General features: G+C 25.1%; 2 protein-coding genes and 1 pseudogene. 1 reads left to right on the forward strand and 2 read right to left on the reverse strand.

Translation table 11 applies throughout. The features are described 5' to 3' along the window. A pseudogene (locus G3997_RS06355) lies at positions 1–343 on the reverse strand (IS982 family transposase); the annotation flags it as partial. 35 nt (positions 344–378) lie between these two features. Then, positions 379–1,062 (reverse strand): methyltransferase, encoded by a 684-nt coding sequence (locus G3997_RS06360; protein WP_296644601.1) that lies wholly within the window; start codon positions 1,060–1,062, stop codon positions 379–381. A 196-nt stretch (positions 1,063–1,258) separates the two neighbouring features. Here G3997_RS06360 and G3997_RS06365 point away from each other — a divergent pair, with 196 nt between their 5' ends. Then, positions 1,259–2,431, forward strand: a complete 1,173-nt coding sequence (locus tag G3997_RS06365) for a MalY/PatB family protein (protein ID WP_296644603.1) — start codon at positions 1,259–1,261, stop codon at positions 2,429–2,431. The last annotated feature ends 55 nt before the right edge of the window (positions 2,432–2,486 follow it).

The raw sequence follows: 2,486 nt of genomic DNA on the forward strand, positions 1-2,486 counted from the left end.
TAAATAAGGAAATATATTCTCTTATTTCATTGATTACAGAATGTAAATTTCGTTTAGTTCTATTAAATCTAGTTCTATCTCCTAACTTTGGAAATAATTTTGAATATTCTCTACTTAATAAACTGAAAAATGCTTTTTCTGAATCTATAGTTAGAAGTTCACCAACTATACTTATAGTTATTATTTCGCTATCGCAAAGTTTACTATCTTTGATATTACGTCTATTTCTAATACTTATAGGTATAATATCATTATATATATCATCAACTATTGTAAAAATTATAGTAAATAAGTCAGTTAAATTTTCTACGTCTTGGATATAATAATTATTAAGCTCCAACATTATTGTAACCCTCCTTTAGATTAATGCTAATAATCTTAGGGTACTATATTTGTTGGAGTTTTATTATTGTAAAAATTAACTAGCACAACGAGTTRTNTTAGTATATTTTTATATAAAGCACATTGNNATACTAAAAATCTCTCTTGATTGTCACTTTTAAATAATTTATCTAATCTAACTTCATATGACTGCATAAATGGTGTAAAGTTTTCTAAATAATATATATAATCATCTGAAGGATAATAAAGTATTATATCTATATGTCTTGGGTTATTTTCATATGAAATTAAAATATTTTCTACAACCTTCATAAATATATGAACTGAAAATGGATTAAAGAAATAAAATTTATTATCTTTATCACCTATTTCATATTCTTGTGCTAAAACACAAGCAAAGTCAATTTTATCATCTATCTTTTTGTTCTTTTTTAAATATTCTACTTTATTTTCTATACATTGATTATAGAAATTTTTATCCATTTCAATTCCTAAAGCATTACAATTAAAGTTGTAATTTAGATAAAAGTTAAGTCTTCCTTTACCACATCCAAAATCAATTATATAATCATCTTCACTTATATTGTAAGTTTCAAATAATTTATCTAATGCAAAATAAGGAGTTGGCTCATATGGATGATAACATTTTTCCATTTCATCCCAGCTTTGCTCTCCACTTGTTTTTATATTAAGTAATTCTTCATAGTATTTTTCTTTCATGTCATTCCTACCTACTTTTATTTTTCATCTTATTTTAGCTTATTACAATAATATTTTTTGTCAANTAATATTTTTTGTCAACTAAATAAAAGTATTATATGTAATTTTTTAATTTATGTTGAAATTTACATATATTATAGCTACGATTATAGTAACTATTTATTTAAGTATAAATTAGTTAGGGGGGGAATAAGACATGAATTTTAATTTCGATAAAATTATAGATAGAAGTGACAATTTTTCAGCAAAGTGGTCTGAGATGGAGAAAAATTTTGGTACTAACGATTTACTTCCTATGTGGGTTGCAGATATGGATTTTTTAACTGCTCCATGTATAATGGAAGCTTTAAAAGATAGATTAGAACAAGGTATATTCGGATATACAACTAGGCCAGATTCTTATAATGAATCTATAGTAAATTGGCTTGATAATAGATTTAGTTGGAAAATAAAAAAGGAATGGCTAATGTTTAGCCCTGCAGTTATAACTAGTATAAGTTTACTTATTCAAAATTTAACTAAAGAAAATGATAAAATAATGATACAAGAGCCTGTTTACAGTCCATTTCATAATATAGTTAAAGATAATAATAGAGAGTTAATTATAAGTCCTTTAATTAAATTAGATGATGGTAAATATGTTATGGATTATGATGATATAGAATCTAAAATAAAAGATGTTAAAATATTTATACTTTGTAATCCTCATAACCCAGTTGGTAGGGTTTGGACTCGTGAAGAACTAACTAAATTAGGAGATATATGTTTAAAATACAATGTAATTGTTRTATCTGATGAAATACATAGCGATATAATATTTAAAAATCATAAGCATACTCCATTTGCATCTATTTCTAAAGAATTTGAACAAAATACTATAACTTGTATGGCTCCAACTAAAACTTTTAACTTAGCAGGTATTCAAAGTTCATTTGTTATACTACCTAATAAATCTCACTATGATATTTTAGAAAAAGCTTTTTCAAGGTTAGATATAAAAAGAAATAATGCATTTAGTTTAGTTGCAACAGAAGCTGCATACAACTATGGAGAAGATTGGCTACATGGTTTACTTAATTATATAGAAGATAATGTTGATTTTGCTATTGATTATATAAAAAACAATCTTCCTAAATTAAAGGTATACAAACCAGAAGGAACTTATTTACTATGGATTGATTTTAGTGAGCTTAATGTTGATGAAAATACTTTAAAAGATTCTTTATTAACTAAAGGTAAAGTTGCACTAAGCTCAGGATCTACTTTCGGCTTAGGTGGAAATAAACATTTTAGAATAAATTTAGCTTGTCCTAGATCAATGGTATTAGATGCACTTAAAAGAATTGAATTTGCTATAAATTTTTTATAATAAAAAATTCGCTTCGCTCATATCGCCAACGATATATCCTCGCTACCACTTCGGA

Origin of the sequence: Romboutsia sp. 13368 (assembly GCF_018336475.1) — a bacterium.
In the GTDB taxonomy this organism is placed as follows: domain Bacteria; phylum Bacillota; class Clostridia; order Peptostreptococcales; family Peptostreptococcaceae; genus Romboutsia.